The sequence below is a fragment of the Streptomyces sp. NPDC040545 genome (assembly GCF_055595065.1).
In genome coordinates, this window is the sequence record NZ_JBVIWA010000005.1 from 190,200 (window position 1) to 206,118 (window position 15,919).

Consider the following 15,919-nt stretch of genomic DNA (forward strand, 5'->3'; position numbering starts at 1 on the left):
CCGTGAACGACAGGAAGCAGTACGTCATGAAACCCCTCGGTACCGGTGACCCGGTCCGGCTCGGCCCGTACCGCGTCCTCGGCGTCCTCGGCGAAGGCGGCATGGGCAAGGTGTACTTCGGCCGGGACGACAGCGGCCGGACGGCGGCCGTCAAGGTGCTGCTGCCCGAGCTCGCGCACGACCCGCACCTCGCCCAGCGCTTCCTGCGCGAGGCGCACACCGCCCGGGCGGTCACCAGCGGCGGCGTCGCCCGGGTCCTCGACGCGCGGGCCGAGGACACCGGCAGCCGGCCCTGGATCGCCACCGAGTTCCTGTCCGGTCCCACCCTCGACGACGCCGTGCACCGGTACGGGCCGTTCGGCGCCCACGGCGTACGCGCCCTCGCCGCCTCCCTCGCCGCCACCCTGCGGGACATCCACGCGGCCGGGCTGGTGCACCGCGACCTCAAGCCGGCCAACATCGTGCTCACCTCCGCGGGGCCGCGCGTCATCGACTTCGGCATCGCGCGCCCCGAACACGGGCTGACGCTCACCACCACCGGCCAGGTGCCGGTCACCCCCGGGTACGGCGCTCCGGAGCAGGTGCTCGGCCGGCGCGTCGGTCCGGCCGCGGACGTCTTCTCGCTCGGCGCGGTGCTGGCGTACGCGGCCACCGGGCAGCGCACCTTCGACGGTACGCACGTGGCCGCCGTGCAGTACGAGGTGGTGCACGGGGAGCCGCGGCTGGACTCCGTACCGCCCGAGCTGCGGCAGCTGATCGCGCCCTGCCTCGCCAAGGACCCCGCGCACCGCCCGGCACCCGAGGAGATCGCGGGCGCGTTCGCCCCGCCGCCGGGCGCCGACCGGGTCTGGCGCACGGGGCCGCTGGCCCAGGACATCGAGCGCCGGGGAGCCGAGGCCGACCGTCAGGCCACGGTCGTCGGGCAGGCCTCCGGGAGCGGGCCCTCCCGCAGGCGGCTGCTGCACACCGCGCTCGCGGCGGGGGGCGTCCTGGCTGCCTCGGGCGGGGCCGGGGGCGCCTGGTGGATGCTGCGCGAGGAGCCGCGCAAGATCCCCGCGGCCGGACCGGCCAGGGACGCCGAGCCGCTGTCGATCAACGTCGGCAAGCACGGGACGCCTCCCGGCGAGCTGTGGGGTCCGCTGCCCGTGGCGGCGGGACCCGTCGACGGCGTGGTCACCGACCCGCTGCCGGTCCTCGACGTGGTCGTCTTCGCGGCCGCGGGCGGCGGCCTCGCGGCGCGCCTGACGACCGACGGCAAGGAGAAGTGGCGGCTGCCCGGCGTCCGGCCGGCCGCCGGCCTCGTCGGACTCCCGGACAACCGGTTCGCGACCGCGGGATCCGGTGGGGCGCTGCTCGGCTTCGAGGGCTCCACCAGCAGGCAGGTGTGGTCGGTGGGGGACGCCGACACCGGCCGCATCCTGGCCGCGGACGCGTCGGCGGTCTACCTGGTGACGCGCGGCGGGAAGCTGCGCGCCGTGGACACCGCCGGGCGCAAGGTCCGCTGGACGGTGCCGCTTCCCGAGGCGGCCGTGAAGGCCCCCGGGCCGCGGGCCGCGGTCGCAAGCGGCCGGCTCGTCGTCTTCGGCGCCGACGGCGATGTCGTCGCCGTCGACACCGCTTCCGGAGCGACGGCCTGGCGGCTCGGCGGCCAGGCGAGGTCCGCCCTGCGGCCGCTCGTCGTGAAGGACGTCGTCTACCTCGGCGGCCGGAGCCTGACGGCCCTGGACATCAGGACGGGCGCCACGGTGTGGAAGGACAAGGAGACCGAGGCCAGCGAAGCCCCGCAGACGGGGGCCGGCGGCTGGGGTCCGGCGGCCGCGTGGGGCGAGCGGGTGTTCGCGATGGACGGTACGGCGCTGAGCCAGGTGTACACCGAGCTCGGCGGGGCACTTGCGCTGGACCGCAGCGCGAAGGGCCCGGTGCCGCACACTCCCCCGCACGTGGAGGCCGGCACGCTGTGGGTCGTGCAGGGGGACGGTCAGGGCGTCTCGGCCCACAACATGGTGAGCGGCCGGCGGTACTGGACCTGGTCACCCCAATCGCGGGGGCCCTGGGGCATGTCCGGCGCGGGGAACCGCGTCTTCCTCGTCAACGACGGGAAGCTCACGGCCATGCCCACCCTCGAGAGGTGAGTCGCGCTCCCGGCCCGTTCCCCCGCACGCGGTTCCCGCCCGGTTCAGCCGCCCCTGCAGGCACCGCTTAGGCTCGGGGCCGATCAACCGACCCGGGAGAGCGCACATGGAACGCCTTCGTCACGACGACCCCTCGCACGTCGGGCCGTACGTGATCCTGGCCCGGCTCGACTCCGAGTCCGCCGAGCGCACCGTTCCCGAACGCCGCTACCTCGGGCGCACGGCCGACGGGCAGCGCACGGTCCTCGTCTGCGTGCCCCGGGCCGGCGCCGATCCGTCCCGGTGGGCGATCGAGGCCGAGGGCGCCCGGCGGCTGTCCGCGCCCCGGTTCCTCCGGCTCGCGGAGGTGGGCGGCACGGCCGGCTTCCCCTGGTACGCGGCCCCGTACACGCCCGCGCTGCCGCTGCCGGCCGTGCTCGCCGCGTACGGGGGGCCGCTGCCCGAGGACACCGTCCGCAGGCTCGGCGCCGCGCTCGCCGAGGGGCTGGCGGCCGTACACGCCCAGGGGCTGACGCACGCGGGGCTGTCGCCGGCCGCCGTGCTGGTCACCCCGGGCGGACCGCTGCTGACCTGCTTCGGCGCCGTACGGGCCGCAGCTCCCGACGGGACGCCGCGGACGGGTCTGCCCGGGCTCGATCCGGGCTGTGTCGCCGTGGAGCAGGCGTCGGGGGGCCGCCCGGAGCCGCTCGGGGACGTTTTCGCGCTGGGGGCCGTCCTGGCCTACGCCTCGACCGGTCACACCGTGCCCGAGCAGGGCGAACTGCCGCCGGGGCTGCGGACCCTGGTCGGCTCCTGCCTGTCGTCCGACCCGGCGGTCCGGCCGCGGTCCGCGCGGGAGGTCCTGGGCGAACTCGTGGCCCCCGGGGCGGGACCCTCCCCGTCCGAGGACCCGTACGCGGGGGCCGCAACGGTCCTCGACCACGGAGCCGTACCGCTGCCGGGCCGGGTCGTCGCCGCGCTCGCCGCCCAGTCCGCCGCGCTGCTCGCCGCTGAACTCCCGTCCGCGCAACAGCCGTTCGCCATGGCCCAGAAGGTGCACTGACCGATGTCCGTCCCGGCACCACTCGCCACCCGCGCCACCCGCGCACCGCTCGCACCGCTCACGCACGATGATCCGCAGCACCTCGGCGATTTCCGGCTGCTCGCCCGGCTCGGCAGCGGCGGCATGGGCACGGTCTACCTGGCCCGTTCGGCGGCCGGGCGGACGGTCGCGCTCAAGACCGTGCACGCCCGGATCGCCGCCGACACCACCTTCCGGACCCGGTTCCGGCTGGAGGCGGACGCGGCCCGGGTCATCGGCGACCGCTACGGAGCCCGGGTCTTCGCCGCGGACGCCCTGGCGGCGACCCCGTGGCTGGCCACCGAGTACGTCATCGGACCGCAGCTCGACGAAGCGGTCGGGCTGGCCGGCCCGCTGCCCGAGCCGTGCGTCCGCGCCCTGGGTGCGGAGCTCGCCCGGGCGCTGGGGCAGCTGCACCGCTCGGACGTGGTGCACCGCGACCTCAAGCCGTCCAACGTCATGGTCACGGCCGCCGGACCCAAGGTCATCGACTTCGGTATCGCACGCGCCCTCGGCGACGAACGGCTGACCCGCACCGGAGCGGCGGCCGGCACACCCGCCTTCATGTCGCCCGAGCAGGCCGGCGGTCTCGAACACGCCCCCGCCGGTGATGTGTTCGCGCTGGCCGGCGTCCTGGTCTTCGCGGCGTCCGGGCACGGCCCCTTCGGCGGCGGCCAGGCCGCGGACCTGCTGTACCGGGTGCGGTACGCGGAGCCCGACCTGAGCGGCGTACCGGCGGCGCTGGCTCCCGTACTCGCCCGCTGCCTGTCCAAGGACCCGGCGCAGCGGCCCACGACGGCCGAGCTGGCCGAGCTGCTGGCGCCCGGCGACGGCCCGTTCGCGGACGGGCTGCCGCAGCCGGTGCTCGCGGACATCGCACGCCGCGCGGCGGCCGTGTGGCAGGAGCCGCCGCACCGGCTGCCGGCCCCCCGAGGGGAGGCGGACACCGTCGTCGACGACGGCGCCGGCATGTCGCGCCGCAGACTGTTCGCGGTATCCGGGGCCGCGGCCGGCGCCGTCGCGCTCGCGGCGGGGGGCGGGCTGTGGGCCTGGCTCGGCAGCCGCGGCGAGGACGGGGGCGGCGCCGCGGGCGCCGGGCAGCAGGCCCTGGAGCCACCGCCGAACGCGCTGTGGAAGGCCGACCTGGAGCTCCCCTTGGTGGGCAGTGCCCCGCTGCCGGTGAACGCCATGCTCGTCATGGCCACCGGGCGCACGACCAGCGGGATCTTCCAGCAGGACGGCAAGCACCTGAGGGACATCCAGGGCTTCACGCGCACCTGGCGCGTCGCCACCGACGGCAAGGTCCTCTACGCCGTCGGGAAGCCGGACACCCCTGACAAGGCCCTCGCGGTGGTGCCCCTGTCCCTGGACACCGGCAAGGAGCAGGCGCCGCTCGTCCGGCTTCCCGCGTACGACGGTACGAACACGCTCAACCAGATCCTCGGTGTGGCGGACAACACCGTGTTCCTCTACGCCAAGGCGGCCGGGAGCGACCAGTGGTCCGTGGTGGCCGCGGGCCTGAAGACCGGCAAGGAACTGTGGCGGCAGCCGGCGGTGGCCCCCACCGAGGAGCAGGTGCAGTTGGGACGCCCGACCCCCATCGGCGTCAAGGCCGTACGCGGCGGCATTCTGCTGTGGCAGCACGCCGAGACGAGCGGCGCCCTGCGGGTGTCCGTGCACGACGCCGGCAGCGGCGCCGAGCGCTGGAACGCGTCGGTGGAAGCACCCGGCGCCGCGCCGGGCCGGCCGGCCACGGATGACGACCGCGTGTACATCGGCGCCAAGGCGGTGCACGCGCTGCGGCTCAGCGACGGCGGGTCCGTCTGGGTCTTCGGCGCGGACCGTGACGCGGGCGAGGTGGGAGCCCGGCGCCGGTACGGCATGCCGGCCGTCCGCGACGGGGTCGTCTACGCCGTGGAGGGCACGCGCGCCGTCGTCGCCATCAGCGCCGTCTTCGGCACCTTGCAGTGGACGGACACCCTGCCCGAGGGCACGAAACCGAATCGCGACATCGCCCCTGTGGTCACCCCGAGCCACATCTACACCATGGACGCGACGGGCCTGCGAGCCGTCCGCATCCGCACCCAGGCCCCGGTCTGGCACTACAGGACGAGCGCCTACGCCCTGACGCCGGATCCGGACGGCAAGCGGCTCTACCTCCGCGAGGAGAAGAAGCTGATCGCCCTCCCGCTCCCTTAGTGCCGTCGGCACCGCTGCGGCGTCAACCGAATGGCGGAGAAGGCGTGTTGACCGCCCACACGGGACACATCATCCGCGCGAACGGCCTCCCCGGGGCGCTCGAAGGATGTCATGATCGGGCACGGCGGTCACGCCGGCTCCATCCCCACCGACGGATGACGGTGCGATTCCCGGACGGGAACCGCACCGTGAACGGCTTGAATTGGAGTGCATTCATGAGCAGCAACCCGTTCGACGACGCCGACGGCCGGTTCTACGTCCTGGTGAACGACGAGGAACAGCACTCGCTGTGGCCGGCGTTCGCCGGGATCCCGGCCGGCTGGCGCATCGTGTTCGGCGAGGAGAGCCGCCGGCAGTGCCTGGAACACATCGAGGCGAACTGGACCGACCTGCGACCGAAGAGCCTGCGCGACGCGATGACCGCGGACCCGGCCGCAGCCGGCACCGCGTGAGGTGACCGCGGCCTTTCGGCTGCCCGCCGGGCCGATGCGCCGGGGGCAGGCGTAGCCCTCGTACGGCCTGCCTGCGGCTGCAACTCCTTGACGCACACGCCCGAGGCCGGAGACGACGTCACGACGGGCCTGCCTGCGGACCCGGTCGTGGCGGACCGGCTCACCGGCCGTCCGATGGATACGGTCGGCCACGCCTTCGTCCGTGGCCCCAAGGCGAGCGAACAGATCGGCGCCCGCTACCCCGAGGGACCCCAGCGGCACTGAGGCATCCGCCCACCCTCCGGTCGTCCGGCCTCGCAACGGCGCGGGGCCCCGACTCCCCCTCCCGGCCGATCCGTCCGCACCGGCGCTGACGGCACAGGATCGCGGCCGGCCGGCACCGGCTCCGGGCCGTCGGCCGAGCTCACCCCCGTGAAGCTCAGCCCCGGCCCGCCCGGTGCCGCCACCACCACCCCCGTCGACACTCCAGTGGTGACGAAGCATTGGTAACGTACACCAGAGTGACTGTCCGGCGTCAACCAAAGTGTTGCCGGGGCCGGCCCGTTGGGCTTCGAGAAACACTGTGGTGGGCAAAGACTCGGCATCACGCCAAGGAGGTCGTATACGTGGAGGATGACCAGTCGCCCACCTTCGCCCAGCTCCTGGACCACCTCTTCCGCGAGGTGCACCCCCCTTCCCGGGGGCCCTACACCTACGCGGAGGTCGCCGAGGGAATCCGCAAGGCCGCGACCGGCGAGGGGCGCGGGGTGACGGCGAGCGCCATCCAGCAACTGCGCACCGGCGCCAAGCGGAACCCGACACGGCACACCATCAAGGCGCTGGCCGACTTCTTCGGCGTCCCGGCGGGCTACTTCGTCGACAGCGCGGCGGCCGAACGCACCAGGGCCGAGATCGGCCTTCTCGCCGCCATGCGTGATCAGGACGTCCGCAAGGTGGCCCTGCGCGCCAACGGACTGAGCGTCGACAGCCTGAAGATGCTGTCCACGGTGATCGAACAGGCCCGGAAGCTCGAAGGGCTCACCACCGACGACCCCTCCCAGGACCTCGACCTGGACGACTGAACCGCGCGCCGGGCGGCGATCACCCGGTCCCCGCCCGACACGACACGACACCCCCCTGTGGCCGCTCATCGCCAGGGGGGCATCAGGCGTTTCCCGGCACAAGCCCGCATCCCCGGCCGCACGGCCCGACCGCGACGCCACCCCGCCCTCGAATCGGCGTCGCGGACATGTCAGCATTGGGGCGCGCGCGTACCGGGCTTCCAGGGAGAGGTCCGCCCCGGCCGACCGCCCCCGCCCGGCGTCACCAGAGTGAGAACATGGACCTTGAGCAGCTTCGCGCCTCATGTGAGGCGCGCGTCGAGGCACTTCAGCTCCCGCACCGCTTCAGCACCCGCGACCTGCGCGACGCCGTGGCCGAACAGCGCGGACGCCCCATCATCCTGCGCCCCCTGAGCACCCTGGGCGCCACGGACGCCCCGTGCGGCATCCGCCTGGAGACCGCGGACGCCGACCTGTTGTTCTACGAGGAGGCCACCTCCCCCCTCCACCAGAACCACATCCTCGCCCACGAGATCAGCCACATCATCTGCGACCATCCCGGCAGCCTGGAACTGGACCAGGACACCCTGCGCGCGATCGGGTTCAACCCCACCCTCGTCCAGCGCATGTCCGGCCGGACCAGCTACACCAGCGAGGACGAACGCGAGGCCGAGGTGATGGCCAGCGTGATCCGCCAGCTCATGTACCGGGGACGCGAAAGCCCGTCGAGCCGGCCCGCCAGCGGCGCCGAGAGCTGGGACGCTCTGTTCGCCGAGCCACACAGGAAGAAACGCCACCGGAAATGATCAACATGCTCTTCACGGGCACGGCCGTCGTACTGCTGTGCTTCGCCGCCTACTGGGTACGAGGGCGCGGCGGACACCGCCCCACGGGCACCTGGGCGATCGCGGCGCTCCTGACCTCGTTCGCCCTCGCCTTCGCCTCCTACGCCCCCGCCGTGGAGCGCGCGGTCGAATCGGAGGTCCCGCACGTCGCCCGGCTCCTCAGCAACACCTTCACCCTGACGGCGGCCACCTCGGTCCTCGCCTTCCTCTTCCAGCTCAATCTGGACCGCGAACGGGCCCGCCGGCAGATCCGACTGCGCGTCATCGCCCTCGCGGTCTGCGTCGCCGGCATGACCGTCTTCTTCACCGCCGAACAACTCACGGGACGAAGCCCGGTGTTGTACGCGTGCTACGTGCTCATCTACATCTCCTACCTGGGGTACACGGCCAAGGACTTCCTGCTGCAGACCTGGGCCCAGTCCAAGCGCTCGGCCCGCCGCAGTCAGCGCTGGGGCCTGCGCACGACCTCGATCGGCTGTGGCTTCGCCCTCGTCTACGCCGCGTACAAGCTCTTCGCCCTGGTCTCCATCGGCCTCGGCCTGGGGCTCGTACCCGACCACGCCCGGTGCTCGAGCCCGCTGACCCCCTTCCGCTGCACGTTCAGCGTGACCGCGCCCGCCGTCGCCGTTCTCCTCATCACCGCCGGACTCACCCTCCCCGCCCTGCTGTGGCCGCTCAGCCAGCTGCGCCGCCGTCGCTGGGAACGGAACTCGTTCACCGCACTGGAACCCCTGTGGCGGGAGGTCACCTCGGCGGTCCCCGAGGTCGTGCTCGACCCGGGCCGCACCGAGGCCGACACCCATGACCTCGACTTCCACCTCCACCGCCGGGTCATCGAGATCAACGACTGCGTGCTGGCCCTGCGCCCGTACCGTCGCGCGTCGGTACGGGACGACGCCGCCGCCGAGGTCGCCCGCCGGGGCACGGCGGACACCCCCGAGGGCGACGCCGAGGTGGAGGCGGCGGTCATCGCCGCGGCCGTCGGCGCGAAGCGCGCCGGACTCCTCCTCGACGGCGACGAGGCCCCGCCCGCCGCCGGCACCCGCTCCCGCAAGGGCGATCTCCCGGCGGAGACCGCGTGGCTGCTGCTCGTGGCGGACGCCTACGCGCGCCGCCCGGCACCCGAGAACGCGGGCGTGGCCTCATGACCGCCCCGCGGCAGGACCCCCTGCGCGACCCGCGCTTCTTCGCCGACCCCTACCCCACGTACGACCGGCTGCGCGAAGGCTGCCCGGTCCGACGCGTCCCCACCGGCTCCGGCGGACACCAGGCGTACCTGATCACCGGTCACCCCGAGGCCCGCGAGGCGTTCACCGACCCCCGCCTGTCCAAGGACACGGCCCGCTTCTTCGCCGGCCGGCCCTCGGACCGCGACCTGCACCCGGCGATCTCCCGCAACATGCTGGCGAGCGACCCGCCCGCGCACACCCGCCACCGGCGGGTGGTGACCCGGCTGTTCACGACCGGCCGGGTCCGGGAACTGCGCCCGTTCATCACCCGGGTCGTGGACGACCTCACGGCCGCGTGGCGGCCCGGCGCGGACATCGACCTGGTGGCGGACCTGGCGGTCCCCCTGCCGGTCACCGTCGTCTGCGAACTGCTGGGCGTCCCCGAGGCCGACCGTGCCACCCTCGCCGCCCGGTCCCACGACCTCTTCGACGCGACCGACACCGACCGCGTCGACGCCGCGTCACACCACATCGGCGACTACCTCACCCACCTGATCGGCACGGCCCGCACCACGCCCGGCGACGGCCCGCTCCACTCCCTCCTGCGCGACTGCGACGAGGGCGGCCTCGACCGGGACGAGACCGTCTCCCTGGCCGCCCTCCTCCTGGTCGCCGGGCACGAGACCACGACCCAGTTCATCGGCAACGCCGTCCTGGCCCTGCTCCGGCACCCGGAAGCGCTCGACCGCCTGCGCCGGGACCCGGACCGGATCCCGGGCGCCCTCGACGAACTGCTCCGCTTCGACTCCCCGGTGAGCGTGGCCACCTTCCGTCACAGCACGGAGGACCTGCGCATCGGAGGTTTCGACATCCCGGCCGGCTTCCCGGTGCTCATCGCCCCCGGGGCCGCGAACCGCGACCCCTCTGCCTTCCCCGACCCCAATCACCTGGACCTCGACCGCGACGCCGGCGGCCACCTCTCCTTCGGCCACGGCATCCACCGCTGCGCGGGCGCCCCCCTGGCCCGCGCCGAGGCGGAGATCGCCCTGCGCACCCTGGTGACCCGCTTCCCGGACACCCGCCTGGCCGTCCCCGCAGAATCCCTGACCTGGCGCCGGACCCGCCTCACCCGCGGCCTGACCGCCCTCCCCCTGACCCTCGCCTGACGCACCCCCGCCCCCGCAAGGTGATACTGCGCCGAGCCCGGGAACTGACCGAACTCACTGCCGTCGCCCGGTTCGGCGTCCACGCGTGGCCTCGGTCGCCTCCGACCCGACCGTGAACCGGCGGCTCGCCGCGACGGTGCGGAGACCGACCGCTACGGCACCGGGGCGGCGCTGGAGGCGACCGAGGAGGTCTTCATGCTCTCCAGCGAACTGGCCCTGCGTGCCGCCGGGTCCGGGCCGGACGGGCTGAGGCTGCGGCTGCGGCTGCGGCTGCTGGGCATCGAAGTCCTCCTCAAGGCCGCGGCGTCGGCCGGTGCCGGGGCGCCGCAGGGGGGCGGGCTGCCGGACGGCGGCGGTGAATCCGATCCCGTACCGGTTCAGTTGGGGGCCCACGCCGATGGAGCGGTTGGTCCCGGTCCGCCCGGCAGGAGGTTTTCCCCACGGCATTGCTGGCGCAGCAGGCCGCCGGCTGGGCCGAACTCCTGCTGTCGCGCGGGCGGGTGAGCGCCTCGGCGCTCACCGCACGGGCCTCGGCGGTGTCGCCGTGGGCCGAGGCGCTGGCCGCCCTCCTGTCCCTCGACTCGACCGCGCCGGCCGGAGCCGACGGCCCGGCCGGCGCCTCGGCCCGCTCCGGTTTGCTGATCTCCCACACCCATATGACCCTCAATCGCATGGGTATATTCGTGCATGATGAATACACTTTGGCGAAGGCCGCTGCCCTGCTGCTGCGGGCCACGGCCGGTGCCGGCCGCGAAGGGGGACGGGTGTGACTGACGCCGCCGAGGACACCTCCCGGAACCCCGCCCTGCTGTACGCGCGGGACATCCACGTCGCCTACGCCGAAGAGACCGTCCTGGCCGACGTCTCCCTGGCCCTGGAGCCCGGCGGTTGTCTGGCTCTCGCCGGCGCCAACGGCTCGGGCAAGTCGACCCTGTTGCGCGTCTGCGTCGGCCGACAGCAGCCGGACCGGGGCGAGGTCCGCTTCACGGGGGCCGCGCCGCGCGAGGCGGACCCCGCCTTCCGGCGGGACGTCGGGCTGCTCCTCGACGGCGCCGAGTGCTTTCCCGACCTCACCGTCGCGGAGCACATACGGATGGTCGCCACCGCCCACGGCCTGGGCTCCCGGGCCGACACCGCCACCGACCGGGTGCTGGCCGAACTCGGCCTGGACCACCGCGGCGACGCCTTCCCCGATGCCCTGTCGGCGGGACAGCGCCAGATGCTGCTGCTCGCCTCGGTACTGGTCCGTCCGGCCCGCCTGATCGTCGTGGACGAGCCCGAGCAGCGCCTGGACACCGCCGCCCGGCGCAGGCTGGCCTCCGCGCTGCGGGCGGCGAAGGCCGCCGGCACGGCCGTACTGCTGGCCTCGCACGACCGCGCCACGGTCGAGGAGGCCGCCGACCGGGTGCTGCTCCTGGACCGGGGCCGGGCGGCCGCCCTGGGCACCCCCGCCGAGGTGACCGGCGCCGCGGAGGGGTCACCGTGGCGGTGACCACCGAACGCTCCGCCGAGGGCCGGGACGCCACGGCCACGGCCGTGGCCACCGCGGCGCGGGCCCGGCGGGAACGCGGGGCCGGCCGGCCCCGGTTCGACGACGTGTGGACCTGGGTGTGCGCGGCCGTCTCCGCACTGGTGGTGCTCGCGGGCCTGGTCCAGGCGGCACCGGGCATCGGCCAGGGACTGGGATGGACCGGCGGGCCGGCAGCCCGCGCCGGGGTGGTCGGCACCACGCTGCTGCTGTTCGCCGGCCAGATCCTCCTGTGTGTGCGGCTGGGGCCGGTACTGCTCAGCCCCGCCGAGATCACCTGGCTCCTGCCGCTGCCGGGCGACCGGGGGCGGCTGCTGCGCCCCCGGCTGGTGCGGGCCGTGGCGGTCGCCTGCACGGCGGCCCTGCCCACCGGTGCACTGTCCGCCGCGCTCGCCCTGGCCCTGGAGGGCGAGCGGCGGTACGAGGTCCTCCCCGTCGCGCTCCTCGCCCACCTGGCGCTGGCCTGCCTCGCGGTCGGACTGGGCACCGTGGCCGAGGCCCGCCCCGCCCTGGCGGGCCGGGTCCGGCTGCTCGGTGGCGGTCTGGCAGTGGCCGGAGCGACCGTGCTCGCCTGCGGAGCCTCGGTGCCCGAGGTGACCGGGGCCGCGGCCTGGTCCGGCCCCTGGGGCTGGGCGGGCGCGGCCGTCGCCACGGCGGCCGGGCACGGCTCACCCCTGGCCTGGGCTGCGGCGCCGGCCTGCCTCGCCGCGTGTGCGGCGGGCGCCCTCTGGGGGGCGTTCCGGGCCGTGGCCGGCATCCCGACGGACGCGCTCCTCGCCCGGGCCCGCACCGGGCGGGAGGTCACCCGGGGCGCGACGCTGCTGGACCTGCGCGCGCTGACCCTCGTCCTGCAGTCGACCGGCGGGCGGCGCCGGCGGACGGCCCGGATCCCCATGCCGAGCTCCCGGTGGGCGGTACCGCTGTGGCGGGACGCCGTCGTCCTGCTGCGCCACCCCTGGCGGCCGGTCCTGGCCTGCGCCGCCCTGGTCGCCGGGTTCGCCCAGTTCCGCGTGGTGGCCGACTGGTTGACGGAACCGGGCCACGATGCGGTCGGCCCCCTGAAGGCGGCGTTCGTGGGCCTGCTCCTCGTCGTACCGCCGTACCTCGCGGCGGTCGCCCTGGCCGAGCCCGCCTACCAGGACACGGACCGGCCGCGCCGCGCCCTGCTGCTGCCGCTGTCGCCCGGCGCCCTGGCCCTCTCCCACCTGGCGGTACCGGTCGCGTTCCTGTGGGCCGCCGGCGGTGTCGGCTGGGCCGCGGCCCTGTGGTCCGGACCGCCCGCGGGACCGCTCGGTGCGTACGCCACGGCGCTGCTGCTCGCGGGTCCCGCGCTGGTCGGCACCACCTTGGTGGGCGCCTACCGGGGGGCGCCCCGCTACGACCTGCTGGCCCTGTCCCTCGACTGGTACGCGGCCGTCCCGTTCGTCCTGTGGCGGCTGGCTCCCGCGCTGGCCGCGGGGTTCGTGACGGCGCCCTACCTGTGGCACATGGCGTACCACCCGGCCGCAGGCCCGGACGGGGACACCCTGTGGCTGGCCGCCCGCTCCGCCGCCGTCCTGGCCTGGGCCGCCCGCCGCATCGCCCGCCAGGCCAAGGAACTGTCCAGCTGACCCCCGAACGGCACTCCGGGCCCCGCCCTCGCGGGCTATGACAGAACTGCGGGTCAGACGCCCTTTGCGATCGGCTCAAGGATCGCGACAAACTCGACATGATGGGTCATCGGAATCAGGTGGACGGCGGCCCACCCGGAGCGGAGTCACTCCTTGCTCAGCCGCACCGTGTCTCCCGTCCGTCCGCCCGCGAGGACGTCGATGCGCACGCCGGTCGCGGGGTCGGTGAAACTCTGTCCGGGTGCGTACGCGGCCAGGTCCAGCGGTGTGCACCCGGTGAGCGGGGTCGTGGCCGGGGTTGCATTCATGATCCGGACCGGGCCCTCGCCGGTGCGGGCGGCGGAGTCGACCTTGTATATGAGGACGCCGGTGGAGCAGGCGGCCGCGTCATTGCCCTCGGCACGGCGGGATTCCGCTACGTATGCCGTCGTCTCACCGGTGCGCAGCACGGCGATCTGGGTTCCGCCGGGCCGTTCCACCGGGGTCAGCCGCACCGTTCGGCGACCGGACGCGGGCAGGCACGCGACCTGATCGTCGCGGGTCCAGCCGAGCTTCCAGGAGTGCCAGCCGAGGTACTGCGGGGCGTGGCCGGCGATGTTGCCCATGAGGTCCCAGCCGCCCACGTATTGGTGGGTGGCGCCAGTGAAGGAGTACAGGTCAGGCAGACCGAAGGTGTGGGCGGTCTCGTGGGCTGCGACCTTGTGGCCCCAGCGCCACATGTCCTGGCCGAAGGTGACGGCCCACTTCAGGCGGGTGCCGTCGGCGGTGATGCCGGGCGCGGCCGGGTCGTAGAGGTAGGTCGGGGAGAAGGGGATGGCGGTCGCCGCCTTGGCGGGGACGACGTAGACCATGTCGTAGCGGGAGAAGTCCGCGTACGGGTCGGCGGCCGTGATCGCGTCGCGGACGTACTTCTCGTGGGCCTCGAAGGTGAGGCCACGCGCGAAGCCGTAGGAGGTGGAGTCTGCGGGCATCCGGATCCAGCGGTGCAGCGGGGTGTTCTCCAGTCGCAGACGGCCGTAGCTGGCGCGGCCCATCCAGTCGGCGGCCGGGGCGAGGTGAGCGGCGTACGGCTCGGTGGAGTCGGTGGCCGGGGCGTCGGGGAAGTCCACGAACAGCGTGAGGACGCGGCGGGTCCCGGTGGCGGGCTGGAACTGGGTCCGGTCGGTGTCGTGGCCCTCGTCCGTCCAGCCGGTCCGGCCGGGGAGGGCGCAGCCGGCGGCGGAGGGCGGCGAGCTGGCGGTGGCCGCCGCTGCGGGGGCGGACAGGCAGGAGGTGAGGGCGACTGCCGCGGCGAGGGGCCGCAGGCGGCGGGGCGGGGTGATCATGTCTCTCCCGTCGGAGGCAGGTTGAGGGGGCGAGGGGGTACGAGGAGTGCTGCTCGGAGGTACTGGGGGCTACGCGCGACCCGCGGCCATGTCCATCAGACGGGACAGCACGCGGCCGCCGGAGGCAGTGACGCCGTCGTGCTCCCATTCGTTGGTGACCCATACCCGGGTGGCACCGACCTCGCGCGCGGTACGCAGGGAGAGCCCGGCGTCCACGTACATGTCGTCGTGGTAGACGAGGGCGGCGAGCGGGACCCGGTTGGCGGCGAGGCGGTGCGGGTCGTACAGCGGTGGCCATTCCGAGCGTTCGGCGAGCACATCGGCCGCGTCGGCGAAGGGGCGCAGGCCCTTGATCTCGCGGAACATCCAGGGGTAGATCATTTCTCCGGTGAGCAGGAGGGGGTCGGCGTCGTCGGCGAACTCGGGGAACGCCGCCATGGCCCGGGACGCCGCCCAGCCGGTCGGCCCCGCACCCTGGCCGTACAGGGTCTCCTGCATGACGGCGAAGAGCGGGTTGTCGGTGAAGCCGGTCAGCGTCATCACCTGGTGCAGGAACGTATCGGTCGGCTTCGCTTCCGCGTCGAGGGATTCGTCGAGCAGCCAGTGGATGCGTTCGAAGCCGTCGCCCATGCCGAGGGCGAGGCCGAGCGTACGCATGCGGTGGGGGGTGAGCCGGTCTCCGTCGGGCAGGCGCACATCGGTGGCGGCCAGGAGGCGGGCGATCTCGCGCAGCCGGTCGGCGTCGTCAGGGTAGCGGGCGTAGAAGTCGAGGACGCGGTCCCGCACCCGGGGGTAGGTACGGGCGTAGACGTCTTCGGCGGTGGCCGAGATACCTGGCAGGCCGCCCGTCACGTAGCAGGCCCGCAGCCCTTCGGGCGCCTGGGAGAGATAGGTGAGGGTGACGAAGCCGCCGTAGCTCTGGCCGAGGGTCTCCCAGGACTGGTCGCCGCACAGCTGCCGGCGGATCAGTTCGGCGTCCGCGACGATCGAGTCGGCGCGGAAGTGCCCGAGATGGTCGGCCAGCCCGGCCGGTGAGGCGAAGCGTGAGGCCGTGCGGGCGGTGACGGGGGTGGAACGGCCCGTGCCGCGCTGATCGAGGAGGAGGACTCGGTGGGTCTTGAGGGCCTCGGGCAGCCAGCCGGGCGAACCTGCCGACGGGCGGGGTGACTTGCCGCCGGGTCCGCCCTGCAGATAGAGCAGCCAGGGCAGTTGCCGACCTGCTTGGCGCGCGTCGGTGACCTCCCGGGCAAAGATCTGGATGGTCGGACCGTGCGGGGCCGCGTGGTCCAGGGGGACGGTGAAGACATGGTCGGCGGTCGCGTACGCAGGGTTCATGGGGCCCTTTCGCGGCCCGCAAGGCCGCATGGAGACATGTGACATTGCACGACAGCGT

Annotated in this window: 15 protein-coding genes; 13 read left to right on the top strand and 2 right to left on the bottom strand. The window is 74.3% G+C overall.

Annotated features, from left to right (window positions below; translation table 11 throughout):
- The first annotated feature begins 2 nt into the window (after positions 1-2).
- The 13 genes from ACZ573_RS13265 (at position 3) to ACZ573_RS13325 (ending at position 13,201) form a co-directional block, all read left to right on the top strand.
- Positions 3-2,132 carry a protein kinase domain-containing protein gene (locus ACZ573_RS13265; protein WP_471302979.1) on the top strand — a complete coding sequence of 710 codons (2,130 nt, stop codon included), beginning with the start codon at positions 3-5 and terminating at the stop codon, positions 2,130-2,132.
- Positions 2,133-2,238: 106 nt separating this feature from the next.
- Entirely contained in the window at positions 2,239-3,174 is a 936-nt protein-coding gene (locus ACZ573_RS13270; protein WP_471302981.1) for a protein kinase family protein, read from the top strand.
- Positions 3,175-3,177: 3 nt separating this feature from the next.
- A complete protein-coding gene (locus tag ACZ573_RS13275) occupies positions 3,178-5,391 on the top strand; it encodes a protein kinase domain-containing protein (protein ID WP_471302983.1) in 2,214 nt (737 codons plus the stop codon).
- Between the two features lie 215 nt (positions 5,392-5,606).
- Complete coding sequence (locus ACZ573_RS13280; RefSeq protein ID WP_471302985.1) at positions 5,607-5,843, top strand: MbtH family protein; 237 nt, start codon at positions 5,607-5,609, stop codon at positions 5,841-5,843.
- A gap of 87 nt (positions 5,844-5,930) precedes the next feature.
- Positions 5,931-6,107: a hypothetical protein gene (locus tag ACZ573_RS13285; RefSeq protein ID WP_471302987.1), complete on the top strand. Its 177-nt coding sequence runs from the start codon at positions 5,931-5,933 to the stop codon at positions 6,105-6,107.
- Between the two features lie 341 nt (positions 6,108-6,448).
- Positions 6,449-6,904: a helix-turn-helix domain-containing protein gene (locus tag ACZ573_RS13290; RefSeq protein WP_471302989.1), complete on the top strand. Its 456-nt coding sequence runs from the start codon at positions 6,449-6,451 to the stop codon at positions 6,902-6,904.
- 257 nt (positions 6,905-7,161) lie between these two features.
- Positions 7,162-7,689 (top strand): regulator component, encoded by a 528-nt coding sequence (locus tag ACZ573_RS13295; RefSeq protein ID WP_471302991.1) that lies wholly within the window; start codon positions 7,162-7,164, stop codon positions 7,687-7,689.
- A complete protein-coding gene (locus ACZ573_RS13300; protein WP_471302992.1) occupies positions 7,686-8,876 on the top strand; it encodes an MAB_1171c family putative transporter in 1,191 nt (396 codons plus the stop codon). Before ACZ573_RS13295 ends, ACZ573_RS13300 begins: the two co-directional genes overlap by 4 nt.
- The gene (locus tag ACZ573_RS13305) at positions 8,873-10,063 is read left to right on the top strand and encodes a cytochrome P450 family protein (protein ID WP_471302994.1); all 1,191 of its coding nucleotides are present in this window, start codon (positions 8,873-8,875) and stop codon (positions 10,061-10,063) included. Before ACZ573_RS13300 ends, ACZ573_RS13305 begins: the two co-directional genes overlap by 4 nt.
- 195 nt (positions 10,064-10,258) lie before the next feature.
- Entirely contained in the window at positions 10,259-10,567 is a 309-nt protein-coding gene (locus ACZ573_RS13310; protein ID WP_471302996.1) for a hypothetical protein, read from the top strand.
- The gene (locus ACZ573_RS13315) at positions 10,510-10,833 is read left to right on the top strand and encodes a hypothetical protein (protein ID WP_471302998.1); all 324 of its coding nucleotides are present in this window, start codon (positions 10,510-10,512) and stop codon (positions 10,831-10,833) included. The genes ACZ573_RS13310 and ACZ573_RS13315 overlap by 58 nt, the downstream gene beginning before the upstream one ends.
- Positions 10,830-11,555 (top strand): ABC transporter ATP-binding protein, encoded by a 726-nt coding sequence (locus ACZ573_RS13320; protein ID WP_471303000.1) that lies wholly within the window; start codon positions 10,830-10,832, stop codon positions 11,553-11,555. The genes ACZ573_RS13315 and ACZ573_RS13320 overlap by 4 nt, the downstream gene beginning before the upstream one ends.
- A complete protein-coding gene (locus tag ACZ573_RS13325; protein ID WP_471303002.1) occupies positions 11,552-13,201 on the top strand; it encodes a DUF6297 family protein in 1,650 nt (549 codons plus the stop codon). Before ACZ573_RS13320 ends, ACZ573_RS13325 begins: the two co-directional genes overlap by 4 nt.
- A 146-nt stretch (positions 13,202-13,347) precedes the next feature.
- Here the strand turns inward: ACZ573_RS13325 and ACZ573_RS13330 are convergent, their stop codons facing one another.
- Both ACZ573_RS13330 and ACZ573_RS13335 read right to left on the bottom strand, forming a co-directional pair.
- The gene (locus ACZ573_RS13330) at positions 13,348-14,526 is read right to left on the bottom strand and encodes a M6 family metalloprotease domain-containing protein (protein ID WP_471303004.1); all 1,179 of its coding nucleotides are present in this window, start codon (positions 14,524-14,526) and stop codon (positions 13,348-13,350) included.
- 69 nt (positions 14,527-14,595) lie between these two features.
- Positions 14,596-15,861: an alpha/beta fold hydrolase gene (locus ACZ573_RS13335; RefSeq protein WP_471303006.1), complete on the bottom strand. Its 1,266-nt coding sequence runs from the start codon at positions 15,859-15,861 to the stop codon at positions 14,596-14,598.
- Between the last annotated feature and the right edge of the window lie 58 nt (positions 15,862-15,919).